Origin of the sequence: Nonomuraea sp. NPDC050478, assembly GCF_044458265.1 — a bacterium.
GTDB lineage: Bacteria > Actinomycetota > Actinomycetes > Streptosporangiales > Streptosporangiaceae > Nonomuraea > Nonomuraea ferruginea.
This window is the reverse complement of sequence record NZ_JBITHT010000005.1, coordinates 675991-697655: the sequence shown is the minus strand read 5'-3', so window position 1 is coordinate 697655 and position 21665 is coordinate 675991. Positions and strand designations below refer to the sequence as shown.

Here is a 21665-nt window from a genome sequence, read left to right as displayed (position 1 = left end):
TGCCGGGGGTCAGGTCAGGCTGAGGAAGAAGTCGCGGACGTCCGAGGTGAGGGCGTCCGTGGCGGTGTGGGCCGTGTAGTGGCCGCGGGCCGGGGCCGGCAGCGTCTTCCAGGAGACGATCCGGGTGTGGTCGCGGTCCGCGAACGGCCGGATCGACTTGAAGTCGCCCTCGCCCATCGCCAGCGCGATCGGCACCGTCGTGGGCTCCTTGGGCTGCTCGGCGCGGGCGTTCTCCCAGTAGAGCCGGAGCGCCGACGCGGCGGTGCCGGTGAACCAGTGGATGGCGGCGTGGGTCAGCACGAAGTCGTCGTCCAGGTCCTCGTCGAAGAGCTGGGCCAGCCAGCCGACCAGGCCCGAGGGGGAGTCCATGAGGGCGTGGGCCAGGGTCTGCGGCTGCTGCGAGTGCAGGACGTTGAAGGCGCCCTTCTCCTTCCAGAACCAGTCGAGGACGGCCAGGCCCTGCTGGTCCTCCTCCGAGAGGCCGGCGAACTCGGCCGGGTCGCCCGACGGGAAGGAGAAGAGCTGGGTCACGTGGACGCCGACGCAGTGGCCGGGGTCCACCCGGCCGATCTCGGGAGAGATCATCGAGCCGGCGTCGTTGCCCACCGCGCCGTAGCGGGTGTAGCCGAGGCGGGCCATCAGCTCGGCCCAGGCGCGGGCGATGCGCACGTTGTTCCAGCCCAGCTCCCTGGTCGGGCCGGAGAAGCCGTAGCCGGGCAGCGACGGGACGACCAGGTGGAAGTGGCGCGACAAGGGCTCGATGGCGTCGAGATACTCGGCGAAGCTGCCCGGCCAGCCGTGGGTGAGGATCAGCGGCAGCGCGTCCGGGTTGTCGGAGCGGACGTGGACGAAGTGGATGTCCTGCCCGTCGATCTCGGTGACGAACTGCGGGTGGGCGTTGAGGCGGGCCTCGACGGCCCGCCAGTCGAAACCGTCGCGCCAGTACGAGACCAGCCGCTGGACCCGCGAGACCGGGACGCCCTGGTCGGCGCCGGGGATCTCGTCGGCGAAGCGGGTCAGGGCCAGGCGGGCCCGCAGGTCGTCGAGGTCGGCCTGGGGGATCTCGATGCGGAAGGGACGGATCACGGGAGGCTCCTCGGAAGAGAACGGAACGGCTTGTTCTGTTCCCCAACTATAGCAGAACGGAATGCTTCATTCCATAAGAATCCGCTCATGGCCGGCATAGACGTTGCACCGCTCCCCCCGCAGGAAGCCCACCAGCGTCAGCCCGAACTCCATGGCCAGGTCGACCGCCAGCGACGAGGGCGCCGACACCGCGCACACCACCGGCACCCCGGCCGCCAGCGCCTTCTGCATGATCTCGTAGCCGGCCCGGCCGCTCACCATGAGCACGTGCCCGGCCAGCGGCAGCCGGTCGTTCATGGCCGACCAGCCGACGAGCTTGTCGACGGCGTTGTGCCGGCCGACGTCCTCCCGTACCGCCAGAAGGGCGCCGTCGGCGGTGAACAGGCCGGCCGCGTGCAGCCCGCCGGTCTTGCCGAACACGCCCTGGCCCGCGCGCAACGCGTCCGGCAGCCCGTACAGGACCTCGGGGTCGATGGGCGGCCCGCCCGGCGGGAGCGGGGCGCACCGCTCGTGCAGCCGGTCCAGGCTCGCCGAGCCGCACACGCCGCACGCGCTGGAGGTCACGAAGTGACGCTCCAGGGCGGGCAGGTCGGGGATCGGCCCGCGCAGCCGCACGGTGACGGTGTTGTAGCGCTCCTCCGGCGGCAGGTCCTCGTCGGTGCAGTACGCGATGGACGCGATCTCCCCGGGCCCGGCCAGGCCCTCGCCGTGCAGGAACCCGGCGGCCAGCTCGAAGTCGTGCCCCGGCGTGCGCATGGTGATCGCCACCGTCTTGCGCGCCCCGCCGAGCCCGACGAGCCGTATCTCCAGCGGCTCCTCGGTGGCCAGGTTGTCGCGGCGCTCGCGGGCCGTGCGCCCGTTCAGCTCGCGGATCCGGGCCCGGGTGGTGGGGCCGGGCCTGCTCACCAAGCACCTGCAGCGTGGATGCCCCGTCCTTCAGGGCGGGGAGGAAACGCGGTACGGCCGGACACTTCTGTCTCCCGGATTCTGTCGGTGGCGGTCGGTAGTTTGATCGGCGTGTCCCGCTACCGGCTCCAGCCCTCGCCCGCCCAAGAGCAGGTCTTGCTGGAGCACTGCGGGCATGCCCGATACATGTGGAATTTGGCCGTTGAGCAGCACGCTCACTGGAAGCCAGGACGCAAGAGCGCGCCCGGATTCGCCGAGCAGTGCCGTCAGCTGACCGAGGCCCGCGCGGAGTTCGCGTGGCTGCGGACGGGGTCGATCATCGTCCAGCAGCAAGCGCTCAAGGACTTTGCCCAGGCCATGGCCCACTATTTCGGCAAGACCCACCGGCGTCCGACCTGGCGCAAGCGAGGGCGGGGCGAAGGCTTCCGGATCGTCGCCGCCGAGGCCGGTGACGTCCGCCGCCTGTCCCGGCAGGTGGGCGAGGTCAAGATCCCCAAGGTGGGCTGGGTGCGGTTCCGCTGGTCCCGCCCTATCCCCGGAGGCGTCAAGTCGTTCCGGGTGACCCGCGATGCGGCGGGCCGCTGGCATGTGGCGTTCGCCGCGATCCCGGAGCCGATCCCCGCGCCCGGTACGGGCGTCGTCGTCGGCGTGGACCGGGGAGTTGCCGTCTCGGCGGCGCTGTCCACCGGCGAGACGCTGAACGCGCCTGCCTTGCGTGACATCGAGAAGACGCGGTTGGCGCGTCTGCTGCGGAAGTTGGCGCGGGCCAAGCGCGGGTCGAACCGGCGCGGCAGGGTCAAGGCGGCGATCGCGAAGCTGAAGGCGCGCGAGAGCGACCGGCGCAAGGACTGGATCGAGAAGACCTCGACCGGTCTGGCCCGCCGCTTCGACATGATCGCCGTCGAAGACCTCAAGATCTCCGGCATGACCCGGACGGCTAAAGGGACGCTCGACGCGCCGGGCCGCAACGTCCGCCAGAAGGCGGGCCTGAACCGGGGCATCCTCGCCAGCGGGTGGGGCCTGCTCGTGGAACGCCTGGAGCACAAGGCTCCCGGCCGCGTCCAGAAGATCAACCCGCGTTACACGTCGCAGACCTGCAACGCCTGAGGGCACCGCGCCGCCGGATCGAGACAGAGCCAATCTCGATTCCGCTGCGTGGCCTGCGGGCATCAGGCGCACGCCGACGTGAACGCGGCCAGGAACATCAGGGATACGGCCGCAGGGCATGCGGTTGCTGCGCAGGGAGGCCCGCCGTTGGGCGGGCCTGTGAACCGCGAACCTCAACGCGACCTCCTCCTCGTGGGGTAGTTGGCGTTGGAATCCCCCGCTTTTCAGGCGAGGGAGGATGTCAAAGCGCCCGCACGGTGACGACGGCGTTGTAGTCGGGGATCCGCGCCTGCGGTGACCGGCGCGTCTCGTCCAGCAGCACGTTGCCCTCCGGCCAGTGGACCTGCAGGTTGCCGGGCACGAGCGGGGCGCGCAGCACCTTGCCCCGGTACGAGCGCTCGCCCGCGCGCAGCTCGACCGGGGTGCCGTCGGGCAGGCCGAGCCGGTCGGCGTCGTAGGGGCTCATCAGCACGGCCTCGCGCATCGCGCCGTTGAAGCCGTCCATGCGCTCGTGGACCATGCTGTTGAACTGCTTGCCGCGCCGGGTGGCGACGGAGAACGCGCCGTCGGGCCGCTCCAGCGCCGGTGGATCGACCGCCGAGAACCCGCCCCGCCCGTCGGGGGTGGGGAAGCGGCCGTCGGGGCAGAGGTGGCGGCCGCCATACTGGACGCTGTCGCCGAACCGCCGCAGCCCGGCGATGCCTTCGTAGAAGGGCACCGCGCGCTCGATCTCCTCGCGGATCGCGGGCGTGCCGGTGAACCTCACGAGTCTTGAAATTTCGGGACGTGTGGTGGCGGCCAGCTCGGTGAAGATCTTCCACTCCGGCCACGCCTCGCCGATCCGCGGCCCCTCCACCTCCGGCGAGAAGATCACCCGCCGCTCGGTCGACGTCTCGGTCACCCCGCCCGCCATCTCGTAGCGCGTCTGCGCGGGCAGCAGCAGCACGTCGCCCTCGGCAGGCACGAGCATCTGCGACGACAGCACGATGTCGATGTGCACCCGCAGCTTGAGCCGGGACAACGCCTCCCGGCAGTAGCCGGGGTCGGGCAGCACCTCCAGGAAGTTGCCGCCGGAGGAGACCAGCGCGTCCAGCTCCCGCGCGTGCGCCGCGTCGATCATGTCGGTCGCCGTCAGCCCCGGCGAAGAAGGCACCTCGAACCCCCACATCCCGGAGAACTTCGCCGCGTTCTCCGGCGTGACGGGCAGCCCGCCCGGCAGCCCGGTCGCGTACGCCCCCATCTCGGCACCGCCCTGCACGCCGCTGTGGCCGCGGATCGGCATCAGCCCGCACCCGTCGCGCCCCACGAAGCCTCTGGCCAGCGCCAGGTTGACGATCGCGCGTACGTTGTCCTCGCCGTGGGTGTGCTGGGTGATGCCCATCGACCACACCAGCACGGCGGAGCGGGCCTCGCCCAGCATCCTGGCCAGGCGCAGCATCTCGTCCCTGGTCGACCCCGACAGCGCCTCCAGCACCTCCCACGACTGCTCCGACACGGCCCGGCGGGCCTCCTCGAAGCCGGTGGTGTGCCCGGCGACGAACTTCTCGTCGATCCAGTCGTTCTCGATCAGGTGCTTGAGCACCCCGTTGAGGAAGCCGATGTCGCCGCCCTGGTGAACCCCGAAGAACTCATCGGTGATCTTCGTGCCGAACAGGGCCGACTCGGCGTTGGACGGCACCCAGTAGCGTTCCATGCCGGGCTCGCGGTAGGCGTTGACCATCGCGATCCGGGTGCCGGCCTTCTTGGCGTGGTAGAGATACTTCATCGCCACCGGCTGGTTGTTCGACGGGTTCGACCCGATGAACACGATCAGGTCGGAGCCGATCCAGTCCTGATACGAGCAGGTCGTGGCCGCCGCCCCGATGGTGTCCTTGAGCGCCACCGTCGACGGCGAGTGGCAGATGCGGGCGGCGTTGTCGACGTTGTTGGTGCCGAGCGCCCGCACCGCCTTCTGGGCCGCGTAGTAGTTCTCGTTCGGCATGCCGCGGCTGGTCAGGTAGGCGCCGAAGCGCGCGTCGCGCAGCCCGCCGGCCGCCACCCGCAGCGCCTCGTCCCACGACACGCGGGTGAAGCCGGGCTCGCCGGCGCGCCGCAGCATCGGGTACGGCAGCCGCCCCAGCTCCCGGAGCTCGGCGCTCCTCTTCCCGGCGAGCCGGTCGGCGTCCGCCAGCACCGACACGTCGAGCGCGGGCATCGTGTTGAGCGGCAGCAGCCGCAGCCTGATGTTGCACAGGTGGACCTCCCGCATGGTCCAGTCGCGCATGCCCTTGGTGCCGAGCGCGCACCCGTCGCACGTCCCCCGGGTGAGGATCCGCCACGCGTAGCGCCTGTTGCCCTTGACCGACCGGAAGGCCTTGATCAGCTCCAGGTAGTTGTTCGGCTTGCGCAGCCCGAGGCCGAACGGCCGCCACGAGGCCCAGTTGCGCGGATCCAGTCGCTTGCTCATGCGTCCATCTTGCTCCTGGCCGATCCGTGGTTCCGCCCGGCCCTTCCGGAGTCCGGCAGGCGGATGCGACAGGATGGGGGGATGTCTCGCTACCACGACCTCGACCGGCCACCCCTGTCCGAGGCGGCGCTCAACCGCGCCCTGGTCCGCCCCGGCTCGCTGTGGACGGGCATCAGGGTCGTCGACAGCACCGGCTCCACCAACGCCGACCTCGCCAAGGCCGCCAGGGACGGCGCGCCCGAGGGCGCGGTGCTGGCCGCCGAGGAGCAGGTGGCGGGCCGCGGCAGGCTGGGCCGCCCCTGGACCGCTCCGGCGTACGCGGGGCTGACGTTCTCGGTCCTGCTCAGGCCCGAGGCGCCGGTCACCGCGTACGGGTGGCTGCCGCTGCTGTTCGGCGTGGCCGCCGCGTCCGCGGTGCGCCGCCTGGCCGAGGTGGACGTGCGCCTGAAGTGGCCCAACGACCTGCTGATCGGCGAGCGGAAGCTGGCCGGGGTGCTCGCCGAGAGGGTCGAGGGCGGGGTAGTGATCGGCATCGGGCTGAACGTGCTGCTGAGCGAGGACGAGCTGCCCGTCGCCACCGCGACCTCGCTGGCCGTGGAGAAGGCCGCCTGCGTCGACCGCGACCCGCTGCTGCGGGCCGTGCTGCGGGAGGTCGAGACCCACTACCGCGAGTGGGACGAGGCGGGCGGCGACGCCGACGCCTGCGGGCTGCGCGCCGCCTACCTGGCCCGCTCCGCCACCGTCGGCCGCGACGTGCGGGTGGAGCTGCCCGGCGGCAGCGTGCTCACCGGACGCGCCACCGGCGTCGACCGGTCGGGCCACCTTCAGGTGAGCGCCGAGGACCGGGCCTACGCGCTGAGCGCGGGCGACGTCGTGCATGTTCGGGCCACGACGTAGCCGCCGATCGGCCGAGGTGGCACCATTTGCCCATGACCATTCCCGACCACCACCTGACACAAGGTGAGCGCCGCGTCCGGTCCTTCAACCCGCACTGGAAGCGGCTGGTCGTCCCCTTCATCGCGCTCCTCCTGATCGCCGCGGCCTCCGGCGCGGCGATCTACTTCGTCCCGGACACCTGGGAGTACGCCTCCTACGCCCGCATCGCGGTCGTCGTCATCGGGCTGATCCTCATGACGATCTGGTCGTTCGTCCCGTACCTGCAGTGGAAGAACACCGGTTACGTCCTCACCACCCACCGGTTCTCGATCAGCACCGGCGTGCTCAACAAGTCGACCGACGAGATCCCGATGGCGAAGGTCAACACCGTCAGCTCCGACCAGACGCTCTTCGAGCGGCTGCTGGGCTGCGGCACCCTCACCGTCGAGTCCGCCGGCGAGCGGGGTGAGATCGTGCTGCGCGACATCCCGCGGATCCAGGAGGTCCGCACCGAGCTGTTCCGGCTCCTGGAGGACGCCTCCGACGGCGAGATCGACGGCCGGTAGCCTGTGCAGCGGCTCGGGCGGCGGCCGGTGAGAGGTCTCGGCGTGGTGCGGCCCCATGTCTTGCGGAGATCACCCTCCTGGACACAAGATGGCTGGCATGCCGTACGAAGTTCAGGGTGTCATCGCCCGAGGTAAGGGCCAGGAAGTCTCACTTGAAACGGTGCTCGTCCCCGACCCGGGCCCGGGCGAGGCGGTGGTGACCGTGCAGGCGTGCGGGGTCTGCCACACCGACCTCCACTATCGCCAGGGCGGCATCAGCGACGACTACCCGTTCCTGCTCGGGCACGAGGCGGCCGGCGTCGTGGAGGCGGTCGGCGAGGGCGTCACCGGCCTGGAGCCCGGCGACTTCGTCATCCTCAACTGGCGGGCCGTCTGCGGCCAGTGCCGGGCGTGCCTGCGCGGCCGGCCGTGGTACTGCTTCAACACCCACAACGCCACCCAGAAGATGACCCTGACCGACGGCACCGAGCTGTCGCCCGCGCTCGGCATCGGCGCCTTCCTCGGCAAGACGCTGGTCGCCGCCGGGCAGTGCACGAAGGTCTCGGCCGAGGCGCCCGCGTCCGTGGCCGGGCTGCTGGGCTGCGGCGTGATGGCCGGCCTCGGCGCCGCCATCAACACCGGCGGCGTCACCCGCGGCGACACGGTCGCGGTCATCGGCTGCGGCGGCGTCGGCGACGCGGCCATCCTCGGCGCCTCCCTGGCCGGCGCATCCAAGATCATCGCGGTGGACGTCGACGAGCGCAAGCTGGAGTGGGCGCGCGGCTTCGGCGCCACCGACACTGTCAACTCCCGCGAGAGCGACCCGGTCGAGGCGATCCGCGACCTCACCGGCGGCTTCGGCGCCGACGTGGTGGTCGAGGCGGTCGGCAGGCCCGAGACGTACGAGCAGGCCTTCTACGCCCGCGACCTGGCCGGCACCGTGGTGCTGGTCGGCGTGCCCACCCCCGAGATGCGCATCGACCTGCCGCTGCTGGACGTGTTCGGCAGGGGCGGCGCGCTGAAGTCGTCGTGGTACGGCGACTGCCTGCCGACCCGCGACTTCCCGATGCTCATCGACCTGTTCCTGCAGCACCGGCTGCCGCTCGACAAGTTCGTCACCGAGACGATCGCGCTCGACCAGGTCGAAGAGGCCTTCCACAAGATGGAGCGCGGCGACGTGCTGCGGTCGGTGGTGATCCTCTAAATGCTCGACAAGGTCATCACCTCCGGCACCTTCTCGCTCGACGGCGGCACCTGGGACGTCGACAACAACGTCTGGCTGGTCGGCGACGCCCGTGAGGTCGTCGTCATCGACGCCGCCCACGACGCCGAGGCCATCGCCCAGCGGGTCGGCGGGCGCAGCGTGCGGGCCATCGTCTGCACCCACGCGCACAACGACCACATCAACGCCGCCGCCGACCTGGCCCGCCGCACCGGCGCGCCGATCCGGCTGCACCCCGCCGACCAGGTGCTCTGGGAGCAGGTCTACGGGGACGAGGTCGCGTACGAACCGCTCGCCGACGGCGACAAGTTCGAGGCCGGCGGGATCGAGCTGCAGGTCCTGCACACCCCCGGCCACGCGCCCGGCGCGGTCTGCCTGTACGCGCCCGAGGTGGGCGCGCTGTTCAGCGGCGACACGTTGTTCAAGGGCGGGCCGGGGGCGACCGGGCGGTCCTACTCGTCCTTCGACACGATCATCGAGTCGATCCGCGAGCGGCTGCTCACGCTGCCTCCCGAGACCGTCGTGCACACCGGTCACGGCGACTCGACCTCGATCGGCGCGGAGGCGCCGCACCTGGAGGAGTGGATCACCCGAGGTCACTGAATCCGCCTTATGGCGGACCTCACATAGGCAAGCCTTACCTCAGTGGGCTACCTTAGGTGTGCCTTACCTGAGTTGTTCCCCTGAGAGGCTGCCCCGGATGTACGTGTGTGTCTGTCGTGCCGTGACCGAGAACGAGGTTCACGACTGCATCGCCGCGGGCGCCAAGAGCGCGAAGCAGGTACGCGACACCACGGGCGCCGGGGGCGACTGCGCCCGGTGTGTACGAAAGATCTGTGCGATGCTGAAAAGGTCGGAGGAACTCACGACCGCATAGCACAAGGGGCTTGTTTCATGCAGGGTGACAGGCAGATCATCGAGCTGCTCAACGAGCAGTTGACCGCGGAGCTCACGGCGATCAACCAGTACTTCCTGCACGCCAAGATGCAGGAGAACTGGGGCTACACGAAACTCGCCGAGCACACCCGCGCGGAGTCGTTCGACGAGATGCGACACGCCGAGCGGCTCACCGATCGCATCCTGTTCCTGGAGGGACTGCCCAACTACCAGCGGCTGGGCACGCTCCACATCGGGCAGACGGTGCCCGAGCAGCTCCGGGCCGACCTGGACGTCGAGCTGGGCGTCGTGGAACGGCTGCGGCCCGCCATCGCGCTGATGCGCGAGAAGGGCGACATCACCTCCGCCCGCATCTTCGAGGAGATCCTCGAGGACGAGGAGGAGCACATCGACTACCTGGAGACCGAGCTCGAACTCATCCAGACGCTCGGTGAGCAGCTCTACCTCGCCCGCTACGCCGAGCCGCCGTCCAGCGACGACTGAGCCCGCCGCCCGCGCCCGAACTTCCGTCATGCGACCCCCGCCCGCCGGTTTTCCCGGCGGGTGCGCGCGTTTCTGGGGGACGTAAGGGTTTAGCCCCGAGTATCGCGGTAATTTAATCACGACTAACCGACATTTAGTCGCGTTTGCCCAGGTCAATAGATAGGTCAACTACGAGTCAAACCGCGCGCTGTGCCCGGGAAACGATCGCCTAAGGACCTACGATCGCCTCATGACCTGCGTACTTCTCGCCGAGGATGACACCTCGATTTCCGAGCCGCTCGCGCGCGCCCTGCGCCGCGAGGGCTACCAGGTTGAGGTGAGCCCCGACGGCCCGCAGGCCCTGGAGAGGGCACTGTCGGGTGGCATCGACCTCATCGTCCTGGACCTGGGCCTTCCGGAGATGGACGGCCTGGAGGTGGCGCGCCGCATACGTGCGGAGGGGCACGGCACTCCGGTGCTGATCCTCACCGCACGCGTTGACGAAGTGGACACGGTGGTCGGCCTCGACGCCGGCGCCGACGACTACGTCACCAAACCGTTCCGGCTCGCCGAACTGCTCGCCCGGGTGCGGGCACTGCTGCGGCGCGGCACGTCCGAGACCCCGGTGGTCCAGGGCGTCCGCATCGACGCCGACTCACGCCGCGCCTGGATGGGCGACAAGGAGCTCCACCTCACCACCAAGGAGTTCGACCTGCTGCGCGTGCTGGTGCGCGACGCGGGCAAGGTCGTCACCCGCGAGCAGATCATGCGCGAGGTGTGGGACACCAACTGGTGGGGCTCGACCAAGACGCTCGACATGCACATCTCCTGGCTGCGCCGCAAGCTGGGGGACGACGCGGCGAAGCCTCGTTACATCACCACCGTCCGGGGAGTCGGCTTCCGCTTCGAACGCGAGTAGGCATGCGCCGACGCCTGCTCACTTCAACCCTCCTCGTCGCGGGCATCGCCGTCCTTCTGCTCGGAGTGCCCCTGGGCGTCGTCGTCAGCCGGCTGATCGTCGATGATGCCGCCCAGCAGCTCAGAGCGGAGGCGACACGCCTGGTGGGCGAGGTCGAGTACGCCCGGATCCAGGAGACGCCGCTCGACCCGCAGCAACTGGAGCAGAAATATCCGGATCGCTACATCCAGATATTCGAACGCGGGAACCCCCCGAAGGCCACCGTCGTCGGCACGCCACCGCCGTCCGGTCAGCAGATGACCGAGGACGCGGAGTCCGACAGCGGCATCTTCGTCCGGGTGAGCCGCGACAGGGCACAGGTCGAGCAGGACGTGTACGCGCGCCTGCTGCTGATCGTCGCCCTGGCCGTCGCGGCTCTCGCCGTCGCCGTCGGCCTGGCCATCGTGCAGACACGCCGGCTCACGCTGCCCCTGCGCGACCTCGCCATGATCGCCGAGCGGCTCGGCTCCGGGGACGCCCGGCCGAGCAAGCACCGCTACGGCATCCCCGAACTCGACAGGGTGGCCCAGGTCCTCGACCGCAGCGCCACCCGCATCTCCGACCTGCTCACCCGTGAGCGCGAGTTCGCCACCGACGCCTCACACCAGCTGCGCACCCCGCTGACCGGCCTCACCATGCGCCTGGAGGAGATCGTCGCCGCCTCCAACCACCCGGAGGTCGTGCGCGAGGAGGGCGAGGCGGCCATCGTGCAGGCCGAGCGGCTCACGGCGGTGATCGACGAGCTGCTCGCCGCGGCCCGCCGCCAGCGTCACTCCCAGGCCGAGCCGACCTCGATCGACCAGGTGCTGGTCCAGCAGGTGACGGAGTGGGACCCCGTCTTCCGCGGCGTGGGACGCAGGCTCGTGCTCGAAGGCACCCGCGACCTCAAGGCGCTGGCCACCACCGGCGGCTTCGGCCAGGTCATCGCCACGCTGCTGGAGAACTCCCTGCGCCACGGCGGCGGCACCGTCACCGTCACCACGACGAGCGGCGACAATTACGTGGTGACCGAGGTGACCGACGAGGGGCCGGGCATCGACGACGAGATCGCACCCAAGATCTTCGACAGGAACGTGAGCGGGGGCGGCGGCACCGGTCTCGGGCTGACGCTCGCCCGCGCGCTCGCCGCCGCCGACGGCGGACGGCTGGAGCTCGTACGGAGGAGGCCCGCGACGTTCGCCGTCTTCCTGCGCCCGGCCGACGCCCCGGGCAGGAATCGCGTGGTCAGCGGTCCTGCCTGAGCTCGATCGCGGGCAGCTCGGCCGGGATCGGCGTGGTCGCCTCCAGGAACACCCACTTCTTGTAGGACCAGTAGCGGAAGAGGGTGCCGAGGCCGACGCCGACGATGTTGGCGATGTTGAGGCTGACCGGGTCGTCGAACTTGAGCGTGTAGGTGGTGAACCCGATCACCAGCACGCCGAACAGCAGCGCGATGCCGTTCATCAGGAAGAACAGGAAGTATTCGCGCCCCAGCCCGCTCTGCTCGCGGTGGCGGAACGTCCAGAAGCGGTTGCCCGCGTACGCGAAGGTGGTCGAGATCGTCGTGGCGAAGACCTTCGAGGTCATCGGCCCGATGCCGACGACCAGGTGGAAGAAGTTGAGCGCGCCCAGGTCGATCAGGAAGGCGAGCCCTCCGACGATGCCGAACTTCGTCAGCTCATGCAGAAGGGCGGCGAACCGCTGGTACAAGCTCTTGACGAACCGCACGTGTCTGCTCGGCCCTTCCGCCTCGTCACGCCATGACCACTTCAGCGTACCGGGGTACCTCACCGTGGCGTGTCAGCATCTTCTTTCCTGAAGACTGCCCGTTATAACGCGGTTCGTACCGAGGGCGCTCTACCTGTGAGCGCTCCGAATGCGGCCGGTATGCTCACCTCACGTGAACGCATACAGTCCCATCGGCCCCGTCGTCGGCATCGTCGGCGCCGGACAGCTCGCCCGGATGTCGCAGCCCCCCGCCATCGCTCTCGGCGTCGAACTGCGCGTGCTGGCCGGGTCCTCTGACGAGAGCGCCGCCCGGGTCATCGTCGACACCCGCGTCGGCGACTACCGCTCCCTCGACGACCTGCGCGCGTTCGCCGAAGGCTGTCACGCGATCACGTTCGACCACGAGCACGTCCCCGGCGAGCACATCCGGGCGCTCATCGACGACGGCCACGCCGTCCACCCCGGCGCCGACGCCCTCGTCCACGCCCAGGACAAGGCCGTCATGCGTGAGCGGCTGACCGCGATCGGCGCCCCGTGCCCGGCCTGGGCCCGCGTCTCCGGCCCCGGCGAGGCGGCCGCGTTCGCCGCCGGGCACGGCTGGCCGGTGGTGCTCAAGGCGGTCACCGGCGGCTACGACGGCCGCGGCGTGTGGGTGTGCGACTCGGAGGAGGCCGCGGCCGAGGCGTTCGCCGCCGCCGGCGGCCCGCTGCTCGCGGAGGCGTTCGTGCCGTTCGAGCGCGAGCTCGCCGTGCTCGTCGCCCGTTCCCCGCACGGCCAGGGCGTCAGCTACCCGGTCGTGGAGACCGTGCAGCGCGACGGCATCTGCGTAGAGGTGCTCGCCCCCGCCCCCGGGCTCGACCCCGAGGAGGCCGCCGAGGCGCAGCGCGTCGCCCTGCGGATCGCCGACGAGCTGGGCGTCACCGGCCTGCTGGCCGTCGAGATGTTCCAGACCCGGCAGGGGCTGCTCGTCAACGAGCTGGCCATGCGCCCGCACAACAGCGGCCACTGGACCATCGAGGGCTCCCGCACCTCCCAGTTCGAGCAGCACCTGCGGGCCGTGCTCGACCTGCCGCTCGGCACGCCCGCCATGACCGCTCCGGTGGTCGTCATGGCCAACCTGCTCGGCGGCGACGACCCCGACCTGTTCAAGCGGTACGAGCACGTCATGGCCCACGATCCGGCCGTCAAGGTGCACTTCTACGGCAAGCAGGTGCGCCCCGGCCGTAAGATCGGCCATGTCACCGCCGTCGGTGACGACCTCGACGAGGTCAGGGCCCGCGCCCGCCACGCCGCCGTCTACCTGATGACCGGGGAGTACACGTGAGCATCGGCATCGTCATGGGCAGCGACTCCGACTGGCCGGTGATGAAGGCCGCCGCCGAGGCGGTCGCCGAGTTCGGGATCCCGTTCGAGGCCGACGTCGTCTCCGCCCACCGGATGCCCGCCGAGATGATCGAGTACGGCAGGCAGGCGGCCGGCCGCGGCGTCGAGGTCATCATCGCGGGCGCGGGCGGCGCCGCCCACCTGCCCGGCATGCTCGCCTCCGTCACGCCGCTGCCGGTGATCGGGGTGCCGGTGCCGCTGAAGTACCTCGACGGCATGGACTCCCTGCTGTCGATCGTCCAGATGCCGGCCGGGGTGCCCGTCGCGACCGTCGCGGTCGGCGGCGCCCGCAACGCCGGCCTGCTCGCCGTACGCATCCTCGCCGCCACGGACGCCACCCTGCGCGCCCGCATGGTCGAGTTCCAGGAGCGGCTCAAGGAGCAGGCGCACGCCAAGGGCGAACGGCTGCGCGCCGAGGCGGCGGCGCTGAAGCCGGCCGTTTGATCCGCCCGCCCCGGGAGAGGGCCGTGCTGGACGTGCTCGCGGGCCACGCCGCCCGGGTACGCGCCGCCGACCCGCTGGCCGGCGGTCAGGACCGGCTGCCCAAGCCCGGCCTCGGGGAGCAACTCGTCGAGGTGCCCGGCGCCGTCGGCCTGGCCTCGATGGACCGTTCCGGCCTTGACACACTCAACGCCACCTGGGGCCCGCTCGTCGTCCACCGGCTGCACGCCCGCGTCGGCGGCCCCGACCCGGAGGCGGCGCTCGGCGCGCTGCTGGACGCGTGGACGGCCGCGCCCCGGCGGGAGCCCGGCCCGCTCGCGGTGCTGTGGCCCAGCCGCGACACCGCCGCCGTCCGCGCCCTGGCCGTCCGCGGCTTCGCCCCGACGGTCACCGTCGCCGCCCGCCCCCGCAGGCTCCCGGCCGGGCAGGCCACGGACCCGCGCGTACGGCCCGCCACCGCTGACGACCTGGACGGGATCGCGCGTTTGTACGAGGCGCTGGTGGCGTACGACGCGCAGTTCGGCTGGGTCACGCCGCGGCCGTCGACGCCCGCCAGGATCAGGGAGCATCTCACCGGCACGCTGCCCCGCTCGTGGGCCTGGGTGGCCGAGCACGACGGCGCGGTGACCGGCGTCGTCATCGTCGACCCGCCGCCCCGGTCGCGGTGGATCGCCTCCATGGTGACCCGGATGCCGGCCGCCTACCTGGGCGTCATGTACGCCGACCCCGCCGTACGGGGCCGGGGTGTCGGCGCGGCGCTGGCCGCCGCCGCGCACGCCCGGCTGGACGCGTGGGGCGTGGCCACGACGCTGCTGCACCACGCGGTGGCGAACCCGCTGTCAGGCCCGTTCTGGGCGCGCCAGGGCTACCGGCCGGTGCACACCCAGTGGGTGCGTCAGGGGCGGCCCAGCGCCCGGTAGTGCCACCCGGCGGAGCGCCACGCCTCGGCGTTGAGCGCGTTGCGCCCGTCGACGATCTTGCGGGTGGCCACGACCTCGCCCAGCGCCTCCGGGTCCAGGTCCAGGAACTCCTGCCACTCCGTCAGCAGCAGCACGACGTGCGCGCCCCGTACCGCGTCGAGGGCAGACTCGCCGTAGGCGAGCTGGGGGTGTGCCTTGCGGACGTTGTCGAGCGCGATCGGGTCGTAGATCGTGACCCGCCCGCCCTGCCGCCCGATCGTCACCGCCACGTCTAGGGCGGGGGAGTCGCGTATGTCGTCGGAGTTGGGCTTGAAGGCGGCGCCGAGCACGCCCACCGTGCAGCCGTGGAAGGAACCCCCGGCCAGCTCGCGGGCCAGGTCGACCATGCGGGCGCGGCGGCGCATGTTGATCGCGTCCACCTCGCGCAGGAACGTCAGCGCCTGGTCGGCGCCGAGCTCGCCGGCCCGCGCCATGAACGCCCTGATGTCCTTCGGCAGGCAGCCGCCGCCGAATCCGAGCCCCGGGTTCAGGTAACGCCCGCCGATCCGGTCGTCGTACGAGAGCGCGAGCGAGAGCTGCTGCACGTCGGCGTGAGCGGCCTCGCACACCTCGGCCATCGCGTTGATGAAGGAGATCTTGGTGGCCAGGAAGGAGTTGGCGGCGGTCTTGACCAGCTCGGCCGTCGGGAAGTCGGTCACCACCATCGGCACGTCGCCGAGCGGCTCGTAGACCTCACGCAGCACCTTCTCGGCCCGCTCGGAGCGCACGCCCAGCACGATGCGGTCGGGGTGGAGCGTGTCCTGCACGGCGAAGCCCTCGCGCAGGAACTCGGGGTTCCACGCCAGCTCGGCCTGCTCGCCCGCCGGAGCCAGCGTGGCCAGCCGGTCGGCCAGCCGGGACGCGGTGCCGACCGGGACCGTCGACTTGCCGACGACCAGGGACGCGCGGTCGAGATGGGGGGCCAGCGAGTCGATCGCGGCGTCGATGTAGGACACGTCGGCGGCGTACTCGCCCTTCTTCTGCGGCGTGCCCACGCAGACGAAGTGGACGTCGCCGAACGCGCCGGCCTCCTCGTAGGAGGTGGTGAAGCGCAGGCGGCCGGACTCGAGGCCGCGGCGGAGCACGGGTTCGAGCCCTGGCTCGTGGATGGGGAGCTCGCCGTTGTTGAGGCAGCGGACCTTGTCGGCGTCGATGTCAAGGCCGAGCACCTCATAGCCGAGATCCGCCATGCAGGCCGCATGCGTGATGCCCAGGTAGCCGGTCCCGATCACCGTCAGGCGATATGGCACGAGTGAGCTCCTTTCCATTGCGGAGGAATGCTACAGGCCCGCGCCCACCCTTCTTCGTGCCACCTCTTCTCAAGCACAAACCGTACCGGTTGGTAGCAAGATGCTCGGACGTCCTACTATCTGTGCATGAGCTTTCCTCTGTACGCGCCCGCCGAAGAGCACGACATGCTCCGGGAGACGGTCAGGGCCCTCGCCGACGAGAAGATCGCCCCCCGCGCCGCGGAGGCGGACGAGGCCGAGGAGTTCCCCTGGGACGTCTACAAGGCCCTGGTCGCCTCCGACCTGCACGCCATCCACGTCCCGGAACAGTACGGAGGAGCCGGCGGCGACGCGCTGGCCGCCGTCATCGTCATCGAGGAGGTCGCCCGCGCCTGCGCCTCCTCCTCGCTGATCCCCGCCGTCAACAAGCTCGGCACCGTGCCGATCATGCTGTCGGCCTCCGAGGAGCTCAAGCAGCAGTACCTGCCCGCCGTGGCCCGCGGCGACGCCATGTTCTCGTACGCGCTCTCCGAGCCGGAGGCGGGCTCCGACGCCGCCGCCATGAAGACCCGCGCCGTCCTCGACGGCGACCACTACGTGCTCAACGGCACCAAGATGTGGATCACCAACGCGGGCGTGTCCGAGTACTACACGGTCATGGCCGTCACGGACCCGTCGGCCGGGGCGCGCGGCATCTCCGCCTTCGTGGTGGAGAAGTCGGACGAGGGCGTCTCGTTCGGGCCCAAGGAGCGCAAGCTCGGCATCAAGGCCTCCCCGACGCGTCAGGTGATCCTGGAGGACGTGCGCATCCCCGAACCGCGGATGATCGGCGCGCCCGGGACCGGGTTCAAGACCGCGCTGGCCACCCTGGACCACACCCGGGTGACCATCGCCGCGCAGGCCCTCGGCATCGCGCAGGGAGCGCTGGACTACGCGGTCGGGTACGTCAAGGAGCGCAAGCAGTTCGGCAAGGCCGTCGCCGACTTCCAGGGCGTGCAGTTCATGCTCGCGGACATGGCGATGAAGCTGGAGGCGGCGCGGCAGCTCACCTATCACGCGGCGGCCAAGTCGGAGCGGGCCATGAAGGGTGAGCCGCAGAAGGACCTCACGTTCCTGTCGAGCGCGGCCAAGTGCGCTGCTTCCGATGCGGCTATGGAGATCACCGTGGACGCGGTGCAGATGCTGGGCGGGTATGGGTACACGAAGGACTTCCCGGTGGAGCGTATGATGCGCGATGCCAAGATCACGCAGATCTACGAGGGCACCAACCAGATCCAGCGCATGGTGATGGCCCGGCAGCTCCTCAAGTAGTCGTTGACGTGCACGAACCCCGCCTGCCTCGCTGGACGGGCGGGGTTCGTCGTCCCGGGATCCCGGTTCACACCTGAGGTCATAGCGCCCCGGGAGGGCCGGGCAGGACGATCTCGAAGAAGCCATGCGCTCTGTACGTGGCGAGCTTCCTGGCCTTGCCGGTCCTGACGTTCACCGCGTACGCGGTCATGGTCCGGTACGGCTGGTCGATCACCGCGGGCTCGTCGTCCGGCACGTCGGACGCCGGCCTGCACCGCACGGACATGGTGAGAGCGGTGACCTCCTCGGCGCTGAGCCAGGTGCGCAGCGAGATCTGGGAGACATCGGCGGGCAGGCCGCTGATGACGGTCGGTTTCCGCTTCTCTCCGGTGAGCGTGTCCATGAGGGCCAGGTCGCCGCGGCGGCACGGCCGCTCGGCGGTGCTGAGGTTCTCGATCACCGCGACGGTTCTGCCATCGGGGGCGAGAGGGCTGAAGTGGTAGTCCACCGGCAGGATGACCGACGTGGTGTCGCCCTTGGAAGAACTGGGCCACAGGTTGGAGATCGTCCGCAGCCGTGATCGCGGCGAGTACTCCGCGAGGGTGATGGTCGCGCCGTCCGGGGACAGACCGATGGGGACCCAGCGGTTGGGCAACTCGCGGACGGCCCCGCCACGCATGTCGATGAGCAGCGCGGGATCCTTGAAGTCCGGAACCTTGCTGAAGGCGACGAACCGCCCGTCGTCCGACAGCATCAGTCGCGAGACGCTGCCCAGCAGGCTCTTGGGCACCTTCTGCGCGGCCGTCGTCTTCCGGCCCGAGGCCAGGTCGCGGACCTGGAAGGTGCCTTCATCGGCGCTGTAGTAGGCGATCTTGCGGCCGTCGCGGCTGATCGCCAGCGGGCTGTCGCGCAGGCCGGTGCGGCCGGGAGCGAGGCTGCGCAGCGCGTCCGGCACGTGGTAGGTCTCGCCGCTCCGGGTGACCACCCGCCAGCCTCCGTCTCTGCAGCCCTTCGGCGCCTCCCCGCGGGCAGGCTCGCAGAAGGTCTTGTACGCGTGGCTCAGCGGCCCCACCCCGCGCGCCGGCAGGTCGCCCGTGGAAGCGGCCTCCTGCCGCCTGTCGGGCAGCAGCCGGACGGCGGCCGTCGCACCAAGAGCGACGACCACGACCATGCCCGCCGCGAGGAGCGAGACCACCGTACGCCGCCTGCGGTGATGTGCCGCGATCGTACGTTCTGCCAGGTCCACCTGCGGAGAGTCGTCGGCCAGATCGACGAGCACGTCCCGTAGCCAGGTCATCGGCGGGCCTCCTCTGCTTCCAGGTCTGAGAGTTTCGGCGCCAGTTCGGGTGCCAGCTCGCGTAAACGGGCCAGCGCGTAGTGGGCCTGGCTCTTCACCGTGCCGACCGAGCAGTTCAGCAACTCGGCCGTCTCGCGTTCGGTCCGGTCCTCGTAGTAACGCAGCACGATCACCGCCCGCTGCCGGGGCGGCAGCCGCATGAGAGCCCGGCGCATGACGAGCCGCACGATGGTGGAGTCCTCGCTCGAGTACAGCCGGTCGGGCGGGTCGGCGGTCGGAAGCTCGGCCCTGACCCGGCGCCGTCGCCACGAGATGTACTGATTCAGCAGCACCTTGCGCGCGTACGCCTCGGGATACTCGACGCGCGACAGCCTGAACCAGCGGCCGAACACCTTCAGCAGGGCGCTCTGCAGCAGGTCCTCGGCCTGGTGGGCGTCTCCCGTGAGCAGGTACGCGGTGCGCATCAGCGCCTGCTGATGGGCGGCGACGAACTCGCGGAAGCTGTCATTGCGATCCAAAATGACTCCTCTCGACCGTTACGGACGCCGGTGACGCGTCGAAAGGTTCGGTCCCGTCAGGGTCGCGTGCGAGTACGCTGCCGGCCACCACAGGCCGAGAGCGCTGCTCGACAACGGATATATCCGCCAGGCTCGCCCACAGCGGCACCTGTCATCGGTGTCTTGGGACTCCCGCGTCAAGCATGTCCCGGGACAACACATCTTTTGTCAGGTCTCAGGACCCGTGTGACAGATCCGGCTCGGGAGGTGGGTGACACTCCGGCTAGATGATCTGTCGTTCTCTTGGTGCCCTATTGAACCGGGAATTGGTGGCCGTGTCCCGGTGACGGGGGCGGAAGTTCTTCGATGTGCAGGTCGGAGAAGACCAGGGTGAGGTCGTGCACGTTGGTCTCGATCCGGACTTCATGGAAGTCGATGCCGATGGCTGTGGCCCAGCTGCGGGCGGTGGGTGAGTCGGCGATGAGCGTGGCGCCGGGATAAAGCGCCTGCCAGTTGACGCCCCAGATGTATCCGTCGTACTCCACCCCGGTTTCCCAGGTGGTGAGCCGGTCATCGAGCGAGACCCGCCAGGTTCGGGCCGGTAGCGCGGTGGTGCAGGTGGCCTGCACGCAGTACCGGAACAGGTAACGCAGCGGCGGCGGTGTGGTTCCGGTCCGGGGATCGGGCATCGGGAGGACCACGAGCTGGTAGTCGCGCGAGTAGTCCACGAAGCCGTGCCGCAGCAGGGACAGGTCGAAGAGGTCGTCTAACGCCTGCTGCAGCTTGATCATGTCCATGGACGCAGTTCTACCCTCCGCGAGGTGACCTTTCGTTGGTGCTGGGGCTTCGGCGATGACTTGCCCGGCCTGCATGGTGATGCGGAAGGTGCCGTCGGTGTCCTCGATGGTCACGGTCGTGGCGGCGTGGCCGATATCTGCACGGATGCGCTGGCCGGCGGGCTGCCGGCGTCCCTCGGGTGCCGGATCGGGGGATGGTTCGCAGGCGTCCGCCGTATTCGCGGATACGCTGAGGGCTCTAGAACGTTCCGAGCGCAGGCTGCGGCTTGACGATGGTGGTGGGCCTACCGGAGCCGCCGCGAGATCAAGTTCTTGGTTCGCTCGGTCAGCTGGGTAGCGATGAAGGTATCCAGCCGCTCAGGATCTGGCTCGACACGTCGAGCCTCCACTCGTTCCTCCCAGGTCTCGTAATCCTCAGCGTCGCCCGCCGTGATGAGGCCGATGCCGTGGGAACGCGCCACTTCAGCGATATCGCCGACGATGTCCTCCATCGCCACAGCCTCGGCGACAGGTATGTGTGCCAGGACGTAGGAACGGGTGGCGGACCTGCGGTGGGCCAAGGCCTCGAATACCGCCTGCACATTCAAAGCGGCGGCCAACTTGATCTCAAAGGTGGCCAGTTCCAGGTGCTTGCCCGGCACGTAGGCGAAGGTCCGGATCTCCACGCTGACGATGTCCGGGCGGGACCAGGTACCCCCCGTACTCCGACGTCCCTGTAACGCGGTCACCTCGACCGCCAAAGGATCGGCACGGTGATCTCTGGCCCAATCGCCGGCGATCACCTTGCGCATCGGCTCGTAGAGCGCGAGCTCGCTTTGGATGACCGCCTCGACCTCCCGCGCCGGATCCATCACGCCTACGGGTACCGACACCACATCAGCAGGCGGCCCTACGTCCACAAACCGGCGGATCGTGCCGCCCCTGCCTTTGCCACGGATGACCATCCCGGCATCCACTAACGCATCGCGCGCCGCCCAGTAACGATCGGTCTCCCACCCGAGACGCTTTTGCACAGTGAGATTGCTGATCGCGGAACCGTCATGAGGCACACATTCCAACAGGGCCTGTTGATCGGGCGCCAGATCCATGGACACCATTATCCACTGCCCCCCAACAGCTATAACTACGCCGGTTCCAGGGCGCCAACCGTGGAAGCACACCCGCATCTGAGGAGCGGGAACGCCTTGCGTACCTCCTGCCACGATCAGGGTGTTGGCCAGGCCGGATACCCGTCAAGCGATGAGCGTCGGGAGATCCTCGCCGAGGAGCCAAACACGTGTGATCAGCCATACATTGCCCATTGATGGACAAATTGGACTAGAAATGCCTCGTGCTCTCCTAAATCGGGTGCCGCGGGTTCGAATCCTGCGGAGGCACTCTCTTCGGCCAGAGTTTCCGCCCGTTGACCCGCGGTTTCTCAGCCGCAGGTCTTTTGCTTTCTTGATCCTTCGTAGGCCGCCGAGGGTACCCGGGTCGCGTCCTCGGAGCGGTGTAAAAAGCTCGACGAGGTAGGTGCCGTGAGTGGATCTTAGGCGGCCTCGGTGGCGGGTGCCAAGGCCG

At 69.9% G+C, this 21665-nt stretch carries 22 protein-coding genes and 1 pseudogene; 14 read left to right on the top strand and 9 right to left on the bottom strand.

The annotated features are described in order from the left end of the window. Window positions 1-9: 9 nt before the first annotated feature. Together ACIBF7_RS28105 and fdhD are read right to left on the bottom strand one after the other, a co-directional pair. Window positions 10-1086: an epoxide hydrolase family protein gene (locus ACIBF7_RS28105; protein ID WP_271278364.1), complete on the bottom strand. Its 1077-nt coding sequence runs from the start codon at window positions 1084-1086 to the stop codon at window positions 10-12. 66 nt (window positions 1087-1152) lie between these two features. Next, on the bottom strand, window positions 1153-1995 hold the full coding sequence (gene fdhD / locus ACIBF7_RS28100; RefSeq protein ID WP_397198516.1) for a formate dehydrogenase accessory sulfurtransferase FdhD: 843 nt from the start codon (window positions 1993-1995) through the stop codon (window positions 1153-1155). A 108-nt stretch (window positions 1996-2103) separates the two neighbouring features. On the opposite strand from fdhD, the gene ACIBF7_RS28095 reads away from it, so the two are divergent. Then, entirely contained in the window at window positions 2104-3099 is a 996-nt protein-coding gene (locus tag ACIBF7_RS28095) for an RNA-guided endonuclease InsQ/TnpB family protein (RefSeq protein WP_397198515.1), read from the top strand. A 27-nt stretch (window positions 3100-3126) separates the two neighbouring features. Further along, window positions 3127-3300 (top strand): annotated as a pseudogene (locus tag ACIBF7_RS28090) (zinc ribbon domain-containing protein); the annotation flags it as partial. A 40-nt stretch (window positions 3301-3340) separates the two neighbouring features. Here the strand turns inward: ACIBF7_RS28090 and ACIBF7_RS28085 are convergent. Next, window positions 3341-5545, bottom strand: coding sequence for an FdhF/YdeP family oxidoreductase (locus ACIBF7_RS28085; protein ID WP_397198514.1), 2205 nt, complete (start codon window positions 5543-5545; stop codon window positions 3341-3343). An 81-nt stretch (window positions 5546-5626) separates the two neighbouring features. Between ACIBF7_RS28085 and ACIBF7_RS28080 the strand changes: the two genes are divergently transcribed. From ACIBF7_RS28080 to ACIBF7_RS28045, 8 genes are all read left to right on the top strand, one after another. Further along, window positions 5627-6442: a biotin--[acetyl-CoA-carboxylase] ligase gene (locus tag ACIBF7_RS28080; RefSeq protein WP_364225539.1), complete on the top strand. Its 816-nt coding sequence runs from the start codon at window positions 5627-5629 to the stop codon at window positions 6440-6442. Between the two features lie 32 nt (window positions 6443-6474). Beyond that, window positions 6475-6987 (top strand): PH domain-containing protein, encoded by a 513-nt coding sequence (locus tag ACIBF7_RS28075; protein WP_148037018.1) that lies wholly within the window; start codon window positions 6475-6477, stop codon window positions 6985-6987. Window positions 6988-7084: 97 nt separating this feature from the next. Beyond that, window positions 7085-8170 (top strand): S-(hydroxymethyl)mycothiol dehydrogenase, encoded by a 1086-nt coding sequence (locus ACIBF7_RS28070; protein WP_397198513.1) that lies wholly within the window; start codon window positions 7085-7087, stop codon window positions 8168-8170. Next, on the top strand, window positions 8171-8791 hold the full coding sequence (locus ACIBF7_RS28065; RefSeq protein ID WP_148037020.1) for an MBL fold metallo-hydrolase: 621 nt from the start codon (window positions 8171-8173) through the stop codon (window positions 8789-8791). 97 nt (window positions 8792-8888) lie between these two features. Next, entirely contained in the window at window positions 8889-9065 is a 177-nt protein-coding gene (locus ACIBF7_RS28060; protein WP_148037021.1) for a bacterioferritin-associated ferredoxin, read from the top strand. Window positions 9066-9082: 17 nt separating this feature from the next. Beyond that, complete coding sequence (gene bfr / locus ACIBF7_RS28055) at window positions 9083-9568, top strand: bacterioferritin (RefSeq protein ID WP_148037022.1); 486 nt, start codon at window positions 9083-9085, stop codon at window positions 9566-9568. A gap of 229 nt (window positions 9569-9797) precedes the next feature. Continuing rightward, window positions 9798-10466 (top strand): response regulator transcription factor, encoded by a 669-nt coding sequence (locus ACIBF7_RS28050; protein ID WP_012888073.1) that lies wholly within the window; start codon window positions 9798-9800, stop codon window positions 10464-10466. 2 nt (window positions 10467-10468) lie between these two features. Then, on the top strand, window positions 10469-11746 hold the full coding sequence (locus ACIBF7_RS28045; RefSeq protein ID WP_148037023.1) for an ATP-binding protein: 1278 nt from the start codon (window positions 10469-10471) through the stop codon (window positions 11744-11746). Here the strand turns inward: ACIBF7_RS28045 and ACIBF7_RS28040 are convergent. Beyond that, window positions 11730-12212 (bottom strand): GtrA family protein, encoded by a 483-nt coding sequence (locus ACIBF7_RS28040; RefSeq protein WP_148037024.1) that lies wholly within the window; start codon window positions 12210-12212, stop codon window positions 11730-11732. The genes ACIBF7_RS28045 and ACIBF7_RS28040 overlap by 17 nt on opposite strands. 172 nt (window positions 12213-12384) lie before the next feature. Between ACIBF7_RS28040 and ACIBF7_RS28035 the strand changes: the two genes are divergently transcribed. The 3 genes from ACIBF7_RS28035 to ACIBF7_RS28025 are packed head-to-tail and all read left to right on the top strand — an operon-like array spanning window position 12385 to window position 14956. After that, on the top strand, window positions 12385-13536 hold the full coding sequence (locus tag ACIBF7_RS28035; RefSeq protein ID WP_397198512.1) for a 5-(carboxyamino)imidazole ribonucleotide synthase: 1152 nt from the start codon (window positions 12385-12387) through the stop codon (window positions 13534-13536). Between the two features lie 14 nt (window positions 13537-13550). Continuing rightward, the gene (gene purE, locus ACIBF7_RS28030) at window positions 13551-14039 is read left to right on the top strand and encodes a 5-(carboxyamino)imidazole ribonucleotide mutase (RefSeq protein ID WP_148037314.1); all 489 of its coding nucleotides are present in this window, start codon (window positions 13551-13553) and stop codon (window positions 14037-14039) included. 23 nt (window positions 14040-14062) lie between these two features. Beyond that, window positions 14063-14956: a GNAT family N-acetyltransferase gene (locus tag ACIBF7_RS28025; protein ID WP_148037026.1), complete on the top strand. Its 894-nt coding sequence runs from the start codon at window positions 14063-14065 to the stop codon at window positions 14954-14956. Here the strand turns inward: ACIBF7_RS28025 and ACIBF7_RS28020 are convergent. After that, window positions 14932-16245, bottom strand: a complete 1314-nt coding sequence (locus ACIBF7_RS28020) for a UDP-glucose dehydrogenase family protein (protein WP_397198511.1) — start codon at window positions 16243-16245, stop codon at window positions 14932-14934. The genes ACIBF7_RS28025 and ACIBF7_RS28020 overlap by 25 nt on opposite strands. Before the next feature lie 126 nt (window positions 16246-16371). On the opposite strand from ACIBF7_RS28020, the gene ACIBF7_RS28015 reads away from it, so the two are divergent. After that, window positions 16372-17535, top strand: coding sequence for an acyl-CoA dehydrogenase family protein (locus ACIBF7_RS28015; protein ID WP_397198510.1), 1164 nt, complete (start codon window positions 16372-16374; stop codon window positions 17533-17535). A 79-nt stretch (window positions 17536-17614) separates the two neighbouring features. Here ACIBF7_RS28015 and ACIBF7_RS28010 read toward each other — a convergent pair whose 3' ends face one another. From ACIBF7_RS28010 to ACIBF7_RS27995, 4 genes are all read right to left on the bottom strand, one after another. Next, window positions 17615-18811, bottom strand: a complete 1197-nt coding sequence (locus ACIBF7_RS28010; protein WP_397198509.1) for a hypothetical protein — start codon at window positions 18809-18811, stop codon at window positions 17615-17617. Beyond that, window positions 18808-19329: a SigE family RNA polymerase sigma factor gene (locus ACIBF7_RS28005; RefSeq protein ID WP_148037030.1), complete on the bottom strand. Its 522-nt coding sequence runs from the start codon at window positions 19327-19329 to the stop codon at window positions 18808-18810. Before ACIBF7_RS28005 ends, ACIBF7_RS28010 begins: the two co-directional genes overlap by 4 nt. A gap of 290 nt (window positions 19330-19619) precedes the next feature. Continuing rightward, window positions 19620-20219 carry a hypothetical protein gene (locus ACIBF7_RS28000; protein ID WP_364225562.1) on the bottom strand — a complete coding sequence of 200 codons (600 nt, stop codon included), beginning with the start codon at window positions 20217-20219 and terminating at the stop codon, window positions 19620-19622. A 170-nt stretch (window positions 20220-20389) separates the two neighbouring features. Then, the gene (locus ACIBF7_RS27995; RefSeq protein ID WP_364225565.1) at window positions 20390-21193 is read right to left on the bottom strand and encodes a hypothetical protein; all 804 of its coding nucleotides are present in this window, start codon (window positions 21191-21193) and stop codon (window positions 20390-20392) included. Window positions 21194-21665: the final 472 nt, after the last annotated feature.